Source organism: Streptomyces incanus (genome assembly GCF_042656345.1).
GTDB lineage: Bacteria > Actinomycetota > Actinomycetes > Streptomycetales > Streptomycetaceae > Streptomyces > Streptomyces incanus.
This window is the reverse complement of record NZ_JBHSPC010000042.1, coordinates 1-15,468: the sequence shown is the minus strand read 5'-3', so window position 1 is coordinate 15,468 and position 15,468 is coordinate 1. Positions and strand designations below refer to the sequence as shown.

General features: G+C 71.3%; 13 protein-coding genes and 2 pseudogenes. 6 read left to right on the top strand and 9 right to left on the bottom strand.

Going from position 1 to position 15,468, the window contains the following annotated elements:
• Positions 1-368: 368 nt before the first annotated feature.
• From ACFP2V_RS16365 to ACFP2V_RS16355, 3 genes are all read left to right on the top strand, one after another.
• Positions 369-542, top strand: coding sequence for an ATP-dependent DNA ligase (locus tag ACFP2V_RS16365; RefSeq protein ID WP_381212079.1), 174 nt, complete (start codon positions 369-371; stop codon positions 540-542).
• Between the two features lie 256 nt (positions 543-798).
• Positions 799-1,809, top strand: a complete 1,011-nt coding sequence (locus tag ACFP2V_RS16360; protein WP_381212076.1) for an ATP-binding cassette domain-containing protein — start codon at positions 799-801, stop codon at positions 1,807-1,809.
• The gene (locus ACFP2V_RS16355) at positions 1,806-2,597 is read left to right on the top strand and encodes an ABC transporter permease (RefSeq protein WP_381212073.1); all 792 of its coding nucleotides are present in this window, start codon (positions 1,806-1,808) and stop codon (positions 2,595-2,597) included. Before ACFP2V_RS16360 ends, ACFP2V_RS16355 begins: the two co-directional genes overlap by 4 nt.
• On the opposite strand, the gene ACFP2V_RS16350 is transcribed toward ACFP2V_RS16355, so the two are convergent.
• From ACFP2V_RS16350 to ACFP2V_RS16340, 3 genes and pseudogenes are all read right to left on the bottom strand, one after another.
• The gene (locus ACFP2V_RS16350) at positions 2,578-5,721 is read right to left on the bottom strand and encodes an ATP-binding protein (protein ID WP_381212070.1); all 3,144 of its coding nucleotides are present in this window, start codon (positions 5,719-5,721) and stop codon (positions 2,578-2,580) included. The genes ACFP2V_RS16355 and ACFP2V_RS16350 overlap by 20 nt on opposite strands.
• Positions 5,722-6,003: 282 nt before the next feature.
• Positions 6,004-6,224, bottom strand: a pseudogene (locus ACFP2V_RS16345) (transposase); the annotation flags it as partial.
• Positions 6,225-6,536: 312 nt separating this feature from the next.
• A complete protein-coding gene (locus tag ACFP2V_RS16340) occupies positions 6,537-7,748 on the bottom strand; it encodes a cysteine desulfurase-like protein (RefSeq protein ID WP_381212067.1) in 1,212 nt (403 codons plus the stop codon).
• Positions 7,749-8,350: 602 nt separating this feature from the next.
• Here ACFP2V_RS16340 and ACFP2V_RS16335 point away from each other — a divergent pair.
• Together ACFP2V_RS16335 and ACFP2V_RS16330 are read left to right on the top strand one after the other, a co-directional pair.
• Entirely contained in the window at positions 8,351-8,533 is a 183-nt protein-coding gene (locus ACFP2V_RS16335; protein ID WP_381212064.1) for a hypothetical protein, read from the top strand.
• 65 nt (positions 8,534-8,598) lie between these two features.
• Positions 8,599-9,015: an FAD-binding protein gene (locus tag ACFP2V_RS16330; RefSeq protein WP_381212198.1), complete on the top strand. Its 417-nt coding sequence runs from the start codon at positions 8,599-8,601 to the stop codon at positions 9,013-9,015.
• Between the two features lie 599 nt (positions 9,016-9,614).
• Here ACFP2V_RS16330 and ACFP2V_RS16325 read toward each other — a convergent pair.
• From ACFP2V_RS16325 to ACFP2V_RS16300, 6 genes are all read right to left on the bottom strand, one after another.
• Positions 9,615-10,727, bottom strand: coding sequence for a glutamate--cysteine ligase (locus tag ACFP2V_RS16325; RefSeq protein WP_381212062.1), 1,113 nt, complete (start codon positions 10,725-10,727; stop codon positions 9,615-9,617).
• Between the two features lie 282 nt (positions 10,728-11,009).
• Positions 11,010-11,447, bottom strand: a complete 438-nt coding sequence (locus ACFP2V_RS16320) for an integrase core domain-containing protein (protein ID WP_381212059.1) — start codon at positions 11,445-11,447, stop codon at positions 11,010-11,012.
• A 20-nt stretch (positions 11,448-11,467) separates the two neighbouring features.
• Positions 11,468-11,746, bottom strand: a complete 279-nt coding sequence (locus tag ACFP2V_RS16315; protein ID WP_381212056.1) for a transposase — start codon at positions 11,744-11,746, stop codon at positions 11,468-11,470.
• 9 nt (positions 11,747-11,755) lie between these two features.
• Positions 11,756-12,340 (bottom strand): Imm51 family immunity protein, encoded by a 585-nt coding sequence (locus tag ACFP2V_RS16310; RefSeq protein WP_381212195.1) that lies wholly within the window; start codon positions 12,338-12,340, stop codon positions 11,756-11,758.
• A 273-nt stretch (positions 12,341-12,613) separates the two neighbouring features.
• Positions 12,614-14,041, bottom strand: a complete 1,428-nt coding sequence (locus ACFP2V_RS16305) for a flotillin family protein (RefSeq protein WP_381212053.1) — start codon at positions 14,039-14,041, stop codon at positions 12,614-12,616.
• A gap of 152 nt (positions 14,042-14,193) precedes the next feature.
• Positions 14,194-14,703, bottom strand: a complete 510-nt coding sequence (locus ACFP2V_RS16300) for a hypothetical protein (protein WP_381212050.1) — start codon at positions 14,701-14,703, stop codon at positions 14,194-14,196.
• A 651-nt stretch (positions 14,704-15,354) separates the two neighbouring features.
• Here ACFP2V_RS16300 and ACFP2V_RS16295 point away from each other — a divergent pair.
• Positions 15,355-15,468, top strand: a pseudogene (locus ACFP2V_RS16295) (NAD-dependent protein deacetylase 1); the annotation flags it as partial.

The following is a 15,468-nucleotide window of genomic DNA, read 5'->3' as shown; positions in this document are numbered from 1 at the left end:
GACGACGGCGAGGGCTGAGGCCAGCAGCAGCACTGCTGCCGGCCTGGTGCGGGGGGATGGCATGCGGCACCTCAAGTCATCACAGGAGGGAGCCTGAGAGCGCTCTCAGATGGCCGGAACGTAAATCCCCTGTAATGCACGTGTCAATACATTGAACGCAGTGGGTAGTTGACGCCGAGCCCAAAACCGTGACGCCGAAGGCCGCCTTCGATACCGGCCGCACCACCACCCTCGCCCAGGCCGCAGGTGCTGCGGTCGCCGGCCCGCTCGCTGCGACCCGGTGAGGTCATCCGCGGGCGGGCTGGTCGCTCTCCGCCGGGTGGGGCAGCAGAGAGACGCTGGACGTCACGCTGGTGGAACCGGAGCTGATGGCGGAAGCCGGCGTCGACGTCGCACGGGACGCCTCCGGCCGGTGGCGGCATCCCGCACGCCGGCACCATGCCCGCCCCGACCTCTCCCCCACCGACGTCCCCCGCCTCACCTCACCGCCGGGTCGACGCGGCACGGGCGCGGCGGCCCCGGTCGACGCGCAACCGGGCTGAGCGGCACCCCGCACCGGCGGCGGCTGGAAATTCCAGCAGGCACACCACACTGAACGAGGCTCCCCCCAACGAGAGCGCACGGCTCACCACCGCATGTGTCGGGAACGGGGCCTCTTCGAAGCGGGCCATGACCCCGAGTCCTGGACACGGGTCATGCGGCCGGCGCCAGCGTAGTTGATGTTGTTCGCCGTCCGGTTCAAGCCGCTGAAAGCATTCTGAAACCGCGCTGAATGCGCCCTGCCGCAACCTCTGCGGCATGACGACAACGACATCGCACTCTCCCGCCATCGCGGTCAAGGGGCTGCGCAAGGCCTACGGGGACAAGACGGTCCTCGACGGCATCGACCTGGCGGTGCCGGCCGGGTCCGTGTTCGCGCTGCTCGGCCCTAACGGCGCCGGCAAGACCACCGCCGTCAAGATCCTCTCCACCCTCATCACCGCCGACGCCGGCGAGCTGCGCGTCGGCGGCCACGACCTGGTCACCGACGCGCAGGCCGTGCGCGCCGCGATCGGCGTCACCGGGCAGTTCTCCGCCGTCGACGGCCTGATCACCGGCGAGGAGAACATGCTCCTCATGGCGGATCTGCACCTGCTCTCCCGCAGCGAGGGCCGCCGCACCGCCGCCGAACTCCTTGAGCGCTTCGACCTGGTGGAGGCCGCGAAGAAGCCCGTCTCCACCTACTCCGGCGGCATGAAGCGCCGGCTCGATCTCGCCATGACGCTGGTCGGCAATCCGCGGATCATCTTCCTTGACGAGCCGACCACCGGCCTCGACCCGCGCAGCCGCCACAGCATGTGGGGGATCATCCGCGAGCTGGTCTCCGGCGGCGTCACCGTCTTCCTCACCACCCAGTACCTGGAGGAGGCCGACGAGCTCGCCGACCGCATCGCGGTGCTGAGCGACGGCAGGCTCGCCGCCGAAGGGAGTGCCGACGAGCTGAAGCAGCTCATTCCGGGCGGGCACGTGCGGCTGCGGTTCGCCGACCCGGCCGCTTACCAGTCCGCCGCCGTCGCCCTGCGCGAGGTCGCCCTCCCCCGAACTCCCGGCTTCGCTCGAGCAGGGGGCGCCCCCGTCGACGAGGCGCTGTCGCTGCAGATCCCCAGCGACGGCAGCCAGCGCGAGCTGCGTTCCCTCCTCGACCGGCTGGACTCGGCCGGTATCGAGGCGGACGAGCTGACCGTGCACACCCCCGACCTCGACGACGTGTTCTTCGCCCTGACCGGCGCAGCCAACGTCTTTGACCAGCCCGAGGAGGCTGTCCGATGAGCTCCCTCTTTCTCGCCGTACGCAACTCGAACACGATGCTGCGCCGCAACCTGCTGCACGCACGGCGCTACCCGTCCATGACCCTGAACCTGCTGCTCACGCCGATCATGCTGCTATTGCTCTTCGTCTACATCTTCGGGGACGTGATGAGCGCGGGCATCGGCGGCGGGGACGCCGACCGCTCCGAGTACATCGCCTATCTCGTCCCGGGCCTGTTGATGATGACCATCGGCAGCACCGTGATCGGGGCCGCGGTGTCCATCTCCATGGACATGACCGAGGGCCTCATCGCCCGCTTCCGCACGATGGCGGTCTACCGCAGCTCTGTGATCATCGGGCACGTCGTCGGCAGTGTGCTGCAGGTGCTCGCCAGCCTGGTCCTCGTCGGCGCCATCGCCGTGGCCATCGGCTTCCGGTCCACGGACGCCACGGCCCTGGAGTGGCTGGCGGCGTTCGGGCTGCTCGCGCTGTTCGCCCTGGCGCTCACCTGGATCGCCGTCGGAATGGGACTGGCCAGCCCGAACCCCGAGGCGGCCAGCAACATGGCCATGCCGCTGATCCTCCTTCCGCTCGTCTCGAGTGCCTTCATCCCGGCCGACACGATGCCGGGCTGGTTTCAGCCGATCGCCGAGTACCAGCCGTTCACCCCGGCCATCGAGACCCTGCGCGGCCTGCTGCTCGGCACCGAGATCGGCAACAACTGGTGGATCGCGCTCCTCTGGTGCATCGGCCTGACCGTGCTCGGCCACCGCTGGTCGACGGCGTTGTTCAACCGCGACCCGAAGTAGCCGATACAACCGCGCGGGCCGCCTCCCGCAGCTCGTCCCGCTCCAGGGCGGCATACTCCGACACCGCGTCGGCGTACGCCGCCCCGTCGGCGTCCTGGGCCGCCTTCCGGGCGCGGTCCGCCGACATCGTCGGCTGGAAGTCGCGCAGCACCCGCAGCCGTTCGGCCAGCGCGATCATCCGTACGGCACCGGCGTCGCCGGACGCGAGCCCCGCCATGCCGAGGGCGTGCAGCACCGTCCCGAACACAGGGAGTTCCACGGGCGGGCCGGCCGGACCGGAGAGCAGAGTCCGCAGCCCCTGCCGCAGCCGGTCGACCGGTTCCGCGACCAGCTCGAGCCGACCGGCGTGCGCGTGCGCCGTCACCGCCGCCGACTGGACCTGCAGCACCCACGGATCGAGCCAGAGGTCGTCGCTGTGTGCCGAGCCGGCCTTGCGCATCCGCTGCACGGCGCCGCGCCACAGGCCGAGCCCGGCCTCCGTCAGGCCGCGGGCGAGCGCGATCTCGGCGCGCCCGCCGAGGTCGGGCCGGTAGAAGGAGTCCTGCTGCGGAATGTTGTCGTTCTCCGCCTGCCGCAGCCAGTACTCGGCCTCGTCGGGGTCGCCGCGCTGCAGGCAGGCGAGGACGAGGAGCCAGCGGACGAAGAGGTAGTCGTGCCCGTCGCCGAGCCGCGGCAGCACCTTGAGCACCGCCATGAGCTGCCCGTACGCTTCCTCGCCCCGCCCCATCCGCAAGTACAGCTCACTCAGCCGGGAATGCCCCATGAGCTGCACGGACGGATTGCCGGCCGAAGCCAGTCCGGCGATTGTCCGGCGGGCCGAGGCGAGCGCGCGGTCGATGTCGTGCTCGTACTCCCAGACGTAGGTGGCGACGCTCTCGGCGATGCCGGCGAGCAGCGGTTGCCCGCTGTCGCCGACGCAGAGCCTGTGCAGCACTTCGTAGTGGGGAGGCAGCATTTCGGGGATCGCGCTCAGCACTGCCGCGGCGGCGCGCAGCAGCGTGTCCGGCGGGGCCGCGGGCAGACGTCGGAGGGTGACGAGCTGGCGTACGGCGACCGGACCGTGGCCCATGAACAGGCCCGCCGTGCACAACGCCGCGGCGGCGCGGGCGACTTCGACGTATTCGGGCTCGGGGTGGTAGTGCGACAGCGGGGGGCCGGTGTCCGCGGCGAGGGCGGCGAGGCGGGGAAAGCCGGAGTCGTTGGACCACAAAGAGGCGAGCACGGCGGTGAGGGCGGCGATGGTGGGGCCGTCCGTACGGGCGAGGGCGTGCCGCAGGGCCAGCACGAGGTTGTCCTGCTCGGCCTTGATCCGCTCCCTGGCGGCCAGCGGCCGCGAGCCGAAGAGCCAGTCGTGGTACGCGACCCCGAAGTCCCGCGCCCAGGCGAGGAACCGGCCGACGGCCTCGTCCTCCTCGCCCGCCTCCGCACGCCGGGCCGCGCTGAACTCCCGCACGGTCTCCAGCATCCAAAACCGCACGCCGACCGGGGTGTCGACGACGGTCAGCAGGGACTGATCGGCCAGCTGCTCCAGCAGCATCAGCGCCTCCTCGCCCAGCACCTGCTCCGCCGTCTCGCCCGAGAAGCCGCCGGGGAAGACGGACAGCGTGCGCAGCGCCGCCCTGGCGTCCTCCGCGAGCAGGTTCCAGCTCCACTCCACGACCGCGTGCAGCGTGCGGTGGCGCTCCGGCACATCCCGCACCCCGCCGCGCAGCAGCGCGAACCGGTCGCCGAGGCGGCGCGCGATCTCCGGCACCGAAAGGACTCGCACCCGCGCCGCGGCCAACTCCACGGCGAGCGGAAGCCCGTCGAGGTGGCGGCACAGCTCGGCCACTGTGTCCGGCGGCAGCTCCACGCCGGGCCGGGCGGCCCGGGCCCGCTGCGTGAACAGCTCGACCGAGGTGTCGAGCCCGAGCTCCGGCAGCGCGTACACCGCCTCCGAGGTGAGGCCGAGCGGGGCCCTGCTGGTGGCGAGCACCCGCAGGTCCTTCGAGGACGAGACCAGGGCCTGTACGAGGTCGGCGGCGCCCCGGACGACCTGCTCGCAGTTGTCGAGGACCAGTAGAGCGGGCCCGGAGCCGAGTACGCCGAGGATGCCGGACACCAGGTCGGCCGGGGCGTGGCCGCTCATGGCGCCGGGCCGTCCCTCGCCCGCGCCGAGCGCGGAGGCCACCTCCGCGGCCACGTCCGCGTCCACGGTGACGCCGGCGAGCGGCACGAAATACACCACGCGCTGCTCGGCCCGGCGGCTGACGGCGTACGCGAGCCGGGTCTTGCCGAGGCCGCCGGGGCCGACGACGGTGACGGCGCGGGAGGTGCCCAGCAGCCGCTCCACCGCCGCGATGTCCTCGTTCCGGCCGAGCAGCGGGTTCGGCTCGTGCGGCACGCCGTGCCTGACCACGGGCGCCTCACCGCGCAGCAGCTCCTGCTGTACGGCCTTGAGCCCGGCGCCCGGATCGGTGCCGAGCGCCTCGCGCAGCTCACGGCGGTACGCCTCGTACCGCGTCAGCGCGGCGGACGGGCCCGCCGTCGCCGCCTCGCCGCGCAGCAGCTCGGCGAGTACCTCCTCGTCGCGCGGATGCTCCGCGGCGGCCACGGCCAGCGGTCCGGCCGCCTCCGCGTGCCGCCCGAGGCGGGCGAGCGCGAGCGCCTTCGCGCGTATGAGCGTGCCTCGGACGGGGGCCCGCTCGGTGCGCAACGCGGCTACGGGGTCGTCGGGAGCGCCGGCCCCGTCAGGGGTGCCCGCCCACAGCGCGAGCCCGGCCTCGGCCGCAGCCAGCGATCCCGCGTGATCCCCGGCCCTGGCCCGGTCCGCGCTCGCGGTGGCGTGCAGCAGCAGGGCAGAGCTGTCGACCTGATCCTCGGCGAGGGTGAGCCGGTATCCGGTCGGCGTGCTGACGAGGACGTCGGCGCCCAGCTGCGCCCGCGCCCTGGACACGAGGACCTGCACCGCCTTTCCCGGCCGCTCGGGCAACTCGTCCGGCCACAGCCCTGCCACAAGCCGCTCGATGCTGCAGCCCGTGCGCAAGTCGCCCGCGAGCAGAGCGAGGAGGCCGCGGAGCCGGGGCGCGGTGACCTCCTGTCCGTGATAGGCGACACGCGGCAGCAAGGTCAGGTCGGTGGTCACCCGTGCAGATTAGCCAAGGCGCCGGCCGCCGGAACTTCCGCCGCGGGCCGAACTCCCGCCGCGCGGGCGGCAGCCTGGCCGGGGTGTCCCGCATCATCGGGACGGCCATGGGCGGAGCGACCACGTAGGCGTACGCGACCTCCCGAGGAGCGACGAGACAACAGGCCACCACTCCCACCGAATCACCGGCCCCATTCCTGAGCAGCGAGAACACCGTCCTCAGGTTCGGTACGTCAACAACGGCTCAGGCCAGGATGGCGTCCCGCTTGCTGGTGTGGACGATCAACCGGAGGCGGTGTTTGGGGTGTTGGAGAGCTCGTGGGTGGTGTTCCCGGCGCTTTCGCCGGCGTGGACGGCGGCCATGCTGCCTTCGGAGAGGTAGCGGCGGGGGAACGCGCTCCACTCGTCGTGCATCTCGCTGAGCACCGCGGTGACCAGCCGCTTGAGGGCGGCGGGGTCGGGAAGACCTGGACGACGTCGGTGCGGCGCTTGATCTCGCGGTTGCCCCCGGGAGCCGCCCGGCAATCAAATTGGTCGCCGTCAGTCGATACGCGTCCCCCCGGTAGGCCCGTTTTCACACTCCCGTCCGGCGGGCGAGGCCTGGCAGGCACGCTCGCGGTGTTGCTCACCGCACCCTTCAGCGCTCGGGAGGAGAGAGCGTAAGCCCGTGTCCCGCAGCGCCGCGTGCGCAGTTGGCTCTCGACGGCCCGTCGCCCGCGCTGGGCGACGGGCCGGTCCTCCGTGCGGTTCGCGTTACACGCGGTCCGTGGGCCGCAGTTCGGCCGTCCGGGCATGCGGGATCCGGGAACCGGGCCTCAGGAACGCCCTGCCAGGAAATCGGACAGGCCGGCCAGCAGCCGCTCCACATCCTCTGTGTTGTTGTAGGGGGCGAGGCCCACACGAAGTCCTCCGGTGTCCGAGAGACCGAGCCTGCGGGAGGCTTCGACCGCGTAGAAGGCCCCGGACGGCGCGTGGACACCGCGTTCCGCGAGGAACCGACAGGCATCCGTCGTGCTGCGACCGTCGACGGTCAGCAGCAGGGTGGGGGTGCGGTCGGTGGCGTTGGAGTGGACCGTGACACCGTCGAGGACGCTCAGTCCCTTGTCGATCCGAGCCCGCAGGTTTTCCTCGTGTCCCTCGAGCGCCGCGAACGCCGCGGCCAGTCGCTGACGTCGGGTGCCTGATGCGCGTGCGTCGAGTCCGGCGAGGAAGTCGACGGCGGCACGGGTGCCCGCGAGGAACTCGTAGGGCAACGTGCCGAGTTCGAAGCGCTCTGGGACGACGTCGGTGGAGGGCAGCAGCTTGTCGGGACGCAGTGTCTCCAGCAACTCGGGCCGGGCGGCGAGCACTCCGTGGTGCGGACCGAGGAACTTGTACGGGGAACAGGTGAAGAAGTCCGCGCCCAGCTGCTCGACGTCGACCAGGGAATGGGCGGTGTGGTGCACACCGTCGACGTACATCAGCGCGCCCGCCTCGTGCACCGGGCGGGAGATCTCGGCGATCCGGGGACGCGTGCCGATCAGGTTGGAGGCTGCGGTCACAGCGACCAGCCGGGTGCGTTCCGAGAGCACTGCCCGGATGTCGTCGGCGGTCAGTTCCCCGGTGGCCGGATCGAAGTCGGCCCAGCGTACGGTGGCTCCGGCCCAGGCTGCGGCCTGGACCCAGGGGCGGATGTTCGAATCGTGATCCAGTCGGGTCACGACCACCTCGTCCCCCGGCGACCACGTCTTGGCAAGGGTGCGCGAGAAGTCGTAGGCGAGCTGCGTGGCGCTGCGCCCGAACACGATCCCGGCCGGGTCCGCGCCCAGGAGGTCGGCCAGAGCCTGCCGGCACCCGGTGACGATGCTCTCGGCGTTGCGCTCCCCGATCGCCCCCTGTCCCCGGTTCGACAGCGGGCTGCTCAGCGCGTCCGAGACGGCCTCGATGACGGGCCGGGGGGTCTGGGTGCCACCGGGACCGTCGAAGTGTGCTGTCCCGGCGGCCAGCGCGGGGAACTGCGCGCGGATGGTTTCGACGTCGTACGTCACGAAAGCTCCTGTTCGTCCCAGGGCCCTCTCCCGCGGTTTCTGCCCGGCAAGGGCCGAAGGAGAGGACCCAGCGTGGGCGACTGCCCACTGGTCGGTCCTGTTCCCGATTCTGTCGCCCCGGGCCGGAGCAGGACAGGGGCAGACGATCACGAGTTGTGGTCCGGCCTCGTCCCGCGCCATGGCCGGTCACCGTCCTTCAGTGCCTGTACAGCGTGCAGTCGCCGGTGAATACCTTGCCGAGGCACGTTGCCCTTCCCCTGCTTCACCGCGGACAGCGGTATCCGGCCGGTGTGGCCGACGCGGAGTTCTGCCACATCGAGGTGGTGGGGCGGTGGCAACGCGCTTCCGGTGGCCCGGGCGCGTCCGACCACCTTTGGAGCCGGGTGAGCCGGTCCGGCCGGCCTGGGTCCAGTGTTTCCGGTGCTGCCCATGGAGTGGTCGGGCCGGCCTGCGGGCCCGACCACTCCGAACCGGTGTGGGCGAGACGGCTGCAGCAAGCAGCGCACCCCGGAGAAGGTGACGCACATGCCGGGCGATCAGAGGGCCGTACCGACAGCCGCCGCTGATCAGGCGCCGGCGGATGAGCTTCGCTCCAAGGTGAGGTGATCGACCGCGGGCACCCCGACTGCGACGAGGCCCGGACCGTGTGGAACGGGCTGATCGACCGCCGCCCCGCGCTCATCGCCCGGTGCGCCGGTACGGCGGACGTGGTCGAGACGGTGCGGGTCGCGCAAGCACCGTCCCCTCGTCAGCATCCGCGGTGGCGGGCACCCGGTGGCGGGTAGCGGGGTGTGCGACGAGGGGCTGGTGATCGGCCTGTCGCGCAGGAAGGGCGTGCACGTCGACCCAGCTGCCCTCACCGCGCCCGCCCGGGCGGGCCCGCGCGGGCGTTACCTGGGGTGAGTTCGACCGCGAGACCCAGCTGCACGCTCTGGCCACACCCGGCGGGGAGATCTCGGCCACCGGGATCGCTGATCTCACGCTCGGCGGCGGCTTCGGCTTTGCGATGCGGACGTTCGGTCTGAGCTGCGACAGTGTCCGCTCGCTCACGATCGTCACTGCGGACGGCGCGGTGCGCACGGTGAGCAGGGAGGAAGGACCCGAGCTGTTCTGGGCGGCGCGCGGCGGCCTTCGCGGCCTTCGCGACATGGGGCCGGGACGCCATCGGGCCCGGCGTGGACGCCGCGAACGCCACCGGGGCTCCCGGCTGTACGACCACCACGGGATGACGACCCATTTCGCCGTCGACACCTGGGAACCGTCCTGAACGAGACCGCCGCCGCCCCCGCACCCCGCCGGGTCGGCGGGCCGTCCGGCCGGAACTCCCAGGGATCCTCGTCCGCAGCGAGCCGGGCACGCAGCTCGACGTCGCGGCACCCCGTCGTACTCCAGTTTCCGGTGCTGCGGTCCCTCCGCGGGGAAGCCCGCGTCGGCGGCCACCGTGCAGGACACCGGGTTGTTGACGCGATGGTCCAGATACAGCCGGAACAGCTCCGCGTCGTCGGATGTCCAACGGGCCAGGACCGGCAGCTCCGTGAGGCAACCCCCTGCCTACGGGCCGCCGGTGTCGTCCGGTACTGCACCCTGCTCATCCGGTGCGTCGATCCACCGCGCCGACCGCTGGGCACTCCCACCTCTCGCTGAGGCCGCCAACTCCCGGGGAACAAGCGAGGCGAGGACCGAACTGGCCCACCGCCGTCACCTCGCGGCCTTCGGGTCGGTCACCATGGACGATCTCAATTGACGGACCGGCTGGGCTCTGGCCTTGCTGCGGTGGTGCCGGGCCGGCGGGACTGGGCGCAGGACTCCGCGTTTCCTCTCAGCCTCGATCAGTCTGAAACAATGAACCCACGTAGCGGAAGGACGTCAGCTGCTCGTGGTCAAGTCGGCGCAGCGGGTCACGACCCGGGCGAGGCTGTCCTCCTCGGCCAGCAGTCGGCGTTGTGTACGCGCCCCGTTGCCTTGTTCGAAGAGGCGGGCGATGCCCTCGCGGACGAGAGCGTCGTCGCCGTGGTCCACCAGCGCCTCGCGAACGTGCCGGTACATAGTCTGCACCGCTCGGGCAGCGGAGGTCTCGCGCATGGTCTCGGGGTGCAGGAGGGGACCGTCGAGACCCGAGCGTCCCGCTCGCCACGAGGCGAGACGCAGCAGCCCCGTCCCGACCCTGGCCGGCGGTACGCCGTCCTGCCAAGCCCGGGCGGACGTCTCCACCAGGGCACGCGCGAGCGCGGCCAGCAGCACAGGCACAGACGCGTCCAGGCACACGTCCGCCACACGGATCTCCACGGTGGGATACGTGGCGGAGAGCCGGGCATCGAAGTAGACCATGCCCTCGTCACGGAGAACCCCCGTCTCGACCATGGCGGTAACCTGCTCGTGGTAACGGTCGGCGGACCCGAAGATCTCGACCGGACCGGCGGACGGCCAGCGGTTCCACACCCGGCTGCGATAGCTGCCGTAGCCGGTGTCCTGCCCCTGCCAGAAAGGTGAGTTCGCGCTCATCGCTGTCAGAACCGCCAGCCACGGGCGTATACGGTCCAGGACAGCCACGCCCTCCTCATCGGAGTCCACCGACACGTGCACATGGCAGCCACAGGTCAACTGCTCCTGAGCCGTCAACCCAAACTGCTCACCCAGCCACCGATAACGGGTACCGGTACTCAACGACGGCTCGACAACCAACGGCGAAGTCGCCATGGCCACCACCACCGCCCCGGCAGTGTCCGCATGCCGCGCCGCCTCCCTACGGCAGCGGGTGATCTCCTCCTGGAGCCGGCCCATCTCCGTCACCGGTTCGGTCGCGAACTCCACCTGCTCCTGTTGAAGTTCCTCCTCGAACTGGTGGCCCTTCGCGCCGGCCCCGCCGTGCTGCCAGGCCCGGCGGTCGGCAGCCGCGAGCGCCGCGCCGGAGACGGCGACCGGCGCACCACTGTTCGGGTCCACCAGCAGCAGTTCCTCTTCCACACCCACACTTCTCATGCCGTCGCCCCTTGTCTCGTGCTCACCAGTCCCCCGGTCCCGCCCGGATCGTGGCAGGCAGATGCCCCGGTGACGACGCGCCATGCCGGGATGAGCCGCCGGCCCGCCGCTGACGGCAGTGCGGCCTCGACGCATCCGCCGGTGGTCCGGGACTCGGAGGCAGGGTGCTGAACGCTTGCCGGGTCGCGGACAGTACAGCCCAGGACGGCCGGAAAACACCACTGCTCCGGAAGACACGAAGTGGCGGCGTTCCGACCGGCCGGCCGACGCCGCCAGCAGGTGTCAATCCCCTCGGACTGTGGAGTCCTTCCTGTGGAGTCCTTCCTGTGCAGCCAGTCCTCCGGTGAGGCCGGCCCCGTACTCGTTCTCGTAGTCGATCGGGCTCTTGAACCCGCATATGCTGTGCGGCCGCCGGGTTTTGCAGAAGTCGGTGATCCAGGTGGCGATCCCGATCCGCGCCTCGGTGCGGGCGCGGAAGGTGTACCGGTGGACGTACTCGACCTTGAGGACGCTGTTGAACGCCTCGCTGACGCTGTTGTCGAAGCACGAGCCGACCCGGCTCATGGGCCGCGTCACACCCAGCCGACGGCAGACACGGGCGGACTTCCGCGAGGCGTACTCGCTGCCGCGGCCGGAATGGAGGATCACGCCCGGGGCGCGGCACGAGACGGTGTGCGGGATGCCGTGCTCGGTCCGGTGGTCGCTGATCACCCCGGCCACGGCGGCCGGGTCCGCCGCCGCTACCTCACCCCCGGGACCATGCAGCGTTTGAGGACATCGCGCTCCATCCCCAGTTCCCTGTTCTCCTTCTTCAACGCCGCGTTCTCCGCCGCCGGTCGGGCGGTCAACCCGTCTTTGCCCTCTGGCGTTGCCTTCTCGGCCCGCTTCGCCCGCGAGATCCGGCTCGTCAGGGTCGTCTCGTTGATCCCCAGGTCGTTGGCGACGTCGGGGACCGGCTTCCCGGTCTCCGACACGATGCGTACCGCCCCCTCACGGGACTCGGCCGTGACGACCGGCATCCCCTGCTGTCACGGACTCCACGCTACGAGGGAAAGCGCAGTGCCGGATAACCGTTGAATCCGTCCGTACCAAGCGGCTCGGAGTTCGCGGACATTCGTGTGGGTGGTCAGCCGGCTGCCTGGTACGTGGAGGAGTCGGCTTGCGGGCGGCGGCTCGCCGCCCGGGCCGGCCTGCGACTGCACACGGAGTCTTCCGGTACACCCCCAGTACCGCACACCTCGGCACGTAAGGAACTCCTCATGCGCGGAGCAGTGATCCACGCCCCCGGCGACATCTGTTGAACACCCCCAGTGAGGGGCGGGCTGAGGCCGATTCGCGGTTCGTCGGCGCGGCAGGAAGAACGGGGCGGCGCCCTGGATGTGGCGTGCGAGGAGGTCCCGGTCCTGGGATGCGCCGCGGAGCACGTCTCCCGGTCGCTTGAGCGCGGTGATGCCGGTGCTGGTGACGACGAAGGTGCCGGACTCGGGCCCGAAGTCCATTTCGTCGGCGAGTTCGGACATGAGCGAGAGGGCCGGCGATTGCGCCAGATCCTCCCGGCCGTGCCCGTTGGCTTCGGCGTCGTGTTCCTCGAAGACGTTCCCGACGTGCTCCATGTCGCCGTCGAAGAGCACCAGGCGGCGCGAGGTCTGTGCTGCGTCCGCCACGTCGAGGATGAAGGAGGCCGGGAACGATTGCTCGGTCACGGCGTGATCGTCGGGGTCGGCTCGGACAGCTGAGATTTCTGCCGAAGCCCTCCGGTGTCTTCACTGTCGGCGTGAGGGGACGCCGTGACGTCCGGTGCGGAGCCGTCCACGCCACTCCATGTCGTACACACAGCATCGGAGCCCGGACGCCGGGAGGGCGTGCGGGCTCCGATACCGGGGACGTCACTCCGAGATGTCGACCTTGCCGTTCGCGGGCTCGACGGGAACGGGCGTCGTCGACGTACCGCGCCGGGTGAGCCCCTGGAGGAGCTGGGCGAGGTCGACGCCGGTGGCGGAGTTGAGAAGCTCCATGCCCTGGGTGACGTTGTCAGTGACGGTGCGCGTGAGCTGCCCCGCGCCGTCGGTGGAGATCACGGTCAGCTTGTCCACGGCGGCCAGCGGCTCGGCGGCCTTGCCGACGACCTGCGGCAGCACCTCGACCAGCATCTGCAGCACCGCCGCGTCGCCGTAGCGCTCGAAGGCGTCGGCCTTCTTGTGCATGGCGTCGGCCTCCGCCGCGCCCTTCGCGGCGATCGCGGCGGCTTCGGCGTCACCCTCGAGGCGTACGGCGTCGGCGAGCGCCGCGCGGTGGGCCTTCTCGCCCTCACCGGTCAGCCGTGCCCGCTCGGCAGCCGCCTCGGCCTCCTTGACCGAGGCGATACGGCGGGCCTCGGCCTCCTGCTCGGCCTGGTAGCGGGCGGCGTCGGCGGGCTTGCGGACCTTGGTGTCCAGTTCACGGTCGGTCAGCGCGGCCTGCCGGGCTGCGACCTTCTCCTGCTCCTGCAGGACCTCCTGCCGCCGGGCTGCCTCGGCGAGCGGGCCGGCGGCGTCGGCGCGGGCGGCGGCCTCGTCCGTCTCGGCCTTGATCTCGGCCTGCTTCAGGGCGTAGGTCCGCTGGGCGATCGCGATCTCCTCCTCCGCCTTGAGCCGGGCCTGCTCGGAGGCGCGGCGGGCGACGGCCTCGGCGATGTCGGCCTCCTGCTTGGCGCGGGCCGCCTCGGGGCGGCCCAGGTCCTCCAGGTAGGAGCCTTCCGTGGTGATGTCCTGGATCTGGAAGGCGTCCAGCACGAGCCCCTGCCCGGACAGGCTGGCCTCGGCCTCCTCCGCGACCTGTCCGGCAAAGGCGGCGCGGTCACGGATGATGTCCTCGACGGACATGCGCCCGACGATGGAGCGCAGCGCGCCGGACAGCACTTCCTGGGTGAAGCCGACGATGCCGTTCTGCTGGTCCAGGAAGCGCTGGGCAGCGGCGCGTATCGAGTCCTCGGTGCCGCCCACCTTGACGATGGCGACACCCTCGAGGTTCGCCTTCACCCCGCGCAGGGTGACCGCGCCCCGGACGGCCACCGGGATGTGCCGGCTGGACAGTTCGAGGGTGAACTTCTGCTGGACGAAGGGCACGACGAAGACACCGCCGCCGACCACGACCTTCTGGCCGCTGTTGTCGGTGAAGATCCGACCGGTCTCGGGGTCGGTGGACTTCTTGCCGCGCCGGCCGGTGACGATGAACGCCTCGCTGGGACCCGCGACCTTGTAGCGGGTGACCACCACGAGGGCCAGCAGGACCAGGAGTACGACGACTCCCACCACTGCTATCAGTACAGAGCTCATATGTGTGGAATCCCCTCAGCCCTCCCGGGGGACGGCGATGTGGTTCGGATCGAACATGAACGTGAGTGACGCAAAAACACAGGAAACGCGGGAGGCACGCCGACCGTGGAAACGGAAGGCGCGGGCGGGGGCGGGCCACGGTGACGTACCGGTCAGCGCTCGACCGGCCGGACCGCCACCGATGTCGCGGACAGCGCGGACTCCACCCAGACCTCGGCGCCCCGCGCGACGGGCCCTGAACTCTTCGCGGCCAGCTTCAGCGGCTGCCCGGCGAGATACACCAGCACCTCACCGTATCCCTCGGCCGGGATGGCGGTCACCACGGAGCCGGAGGTGCCGACGAGATCGCCGCCGCGCGGGGTGGCAGCGGTCTGGTCCCGCATGAGGGCGCGGCTGAGCTTCCAGGTCAGCCACCCTGCGGCGGCCCCGGCCACGACACCGGCCGCCGTCGCTCCGGTGACCCCCAGGCCCGTCGTGCCGAGGACGATCGCGCCGCCGAAGCCGAGCATGGACACGAACCCGGCGATGACCGGCAGCGACAGCAGCCCGTCGAACAACCCGTCCAGCACGCCGCCGAACACGCCTTCCAGGATCCCGTCGAAGATCAGTGAGAACAGCAGCAGAACCAGTCCCGCGATACCGAGACCCACAAACCAGTCCATTCGGGCCCCGCTTTCACTCGACGATCTCCTGCACCCGCATGCTCCCATGCGACCCGGCCCAGGCACATTGCCCGAACCCGGCAATCTTTACGCGTTCTCCATGCCGTCTCCCAACGGACCCCAGGGTTCCGCTCCCGCTCCGGCCGCGGTGCGGGACACGTGGACGCGAGGCGAGATACCCCCGGTCCTCCGCGTCTCGGCCCGGGACACGGTGGGGAGCCGGGCGGCACGCAACCGTTGCCCTGCTCCGGCAGAATCGACGCCCCGGGGCCGAACGTGGGGGGCATGTGGGTGCCGTCCGGCATGGGGCCGTCAGCGCCCGCGCCGTGTCCCCGTCGGCGAGGTTCCGGCAGCGTACGACGAGGCAGGTCGCGGCGTGAGCGGCGGCGCGGTGAGAGCGACGCCGAGGGTGGTACGGAGGGCCCGGCCCAGGCTGCGGCTGCGGATCTGTTCGCTCGTGAGCGGCGGGCCCGGGGCCTCGCCGTCGGCGGTCGCCCAGATACGCACCGGACTGTCGGCAGGCAGGGCAGGACGTCCAGCGGGGCCGGGCCCGGGGAGGGGTAGGCGATCGCGACTGGTGGAGGTCGGCCGCGACGGGCGCCATGGACAGCGCAAGCGGGAGGTGGCTCCCGGGTTCCGTACCCTGGCGGCATGCGCATGCGCCCCACTCTGAACTGGCTCCCTGCCGAGGACCTGTCGCCGGGCACCACGGATCTGGAGCCGGTCGCCGATGCGCTGGGCACCGGCGGTGTGCTGGTGCTCAGC